Raw genomic sequence first — 1,256 nt, forward strand, 5'->3', positions numbered from 1 at the left:
ATCGGCGTTGTGATGCTATATACACCGCTTGCTGCTTATGGACCAAGTGTTATTGCTATGGGGATTGGAATGATGGCAGGTGGAGTGGCTCAAATGTTGACTAAACCACCACAAATGCAACAAGCAAATGATGTAGAGAAAAAACGCTCTACTTCATTCTCTAATCTGTCGAATATGGTCGCACAAGGGAGAATGGTGCCATTGGCTTACGGACGCATGCTCTGTGGCTCAATGGTGATTTCACAGGGCGTTGAAACTGTAAATGTTGATATTGCAATTAAAAATAAAAGAATAGGATTTTTTAAGGGGTAAGTTATGGGAGGAGGTGCTGGTGGCGGTGGACATACGCCTTATGAAGCTCCAGAAAGTGGGCGTTCTAAACAGTTTGTAAAAATTGTGGAAATTATATCTGAGGGTGAAATTCAAGGTTTGGTTGATAGTGTGAAGTCTGTTTATCTAGATAAGACACCAATTCAAGCAAGTGACGATAGTTACAATTTTAAAAACGTGGATGCACAAGGGCGTATTGGCACACAAGATCAAGCGATTATGGAGGGGTTCAATACGTCTGAAAAAGAAGTTGCTGTGAGTGCACAAGTAAGAAAATTGACACCACTTACTCGTACGGTGACGGATAACAAAGTGAGCCGTTTACGTTTTACTGTTGGTGTTCAATCGCTATTTAGTCAAAATGATCAAGGTGATACCTACGGTTCTAAAGTAGACTTAATGATTACGATTGGAGAAACAAGTTATCCTGTTTCAATTGATGGTAAGTATAGTTCGCAATATCTTAAACAGTTTGAATTTGATGATTTACCCGCTGTTCCATTTAAAATCAAAGTTGAGCGTTTAACAGAGGACAGCACATCGCAGCGGTTACAAAACAACACGATTTGGGCAAGTTATACCGAAATTATTGAAACTGAATTCGCTTACCCGAACACTGCTATTGTCGGTGTTCGTTTTGATTCAGAATATTTCAGTTCAATCCCAAACCGCACTTATGAAATCTACGGCATAAAAATCAAGGTGCCAAGTAACTACGATCCAATTACTCGAACTTACACAGGGCTTTGGGACGGTACATTCAAAATAGCGTGGTCTAACAATCCGGCGTGGGTGCTGTACGACTTAATGACTAACAAACGTTATGGTCTTGGCTGGCGTTTAGGTGCATTCAATGTGGATAAGTGGACGTTATATCAAGTGGCGCAATATTGTGATCAGCTTGTGCCAGATGGGTTTGGCGGTAA

2 protein-coding genes are annotated in these 1,256 nt (G+C 40.9%); both read left to right on the forward strand.

Features of this window, described 5'->3' with window-relative positions; genetic code table 11:
* On the forward strand, window positions 1–312 hold a 312-nt coding region (locus tag ACFSAV_RS11780), incomplete at its 5' end, for a tail assembly protein (protein ID WP_465263158.1).
* A 3-nt stretch (window positions 313–315) separates the two neighbouring features.
* On the forward strand, window positions 316–1,256 hold a 941-nt coding region (gene gpJ / locus ACFSAV_RS11785; protein WP_465263160.1), incomplete at its 3' end, for a TipJ family phage tail tip protein.

This window comes from Pasteurella oralis (genome assembly GCF_042681465.1).
Lineage (GTDB): Bacteria > Pseudomonadota > Gammaproteobacteria > Enterobacterales > Pasteurellaceae > Pasteurella > Pasteurella oralis.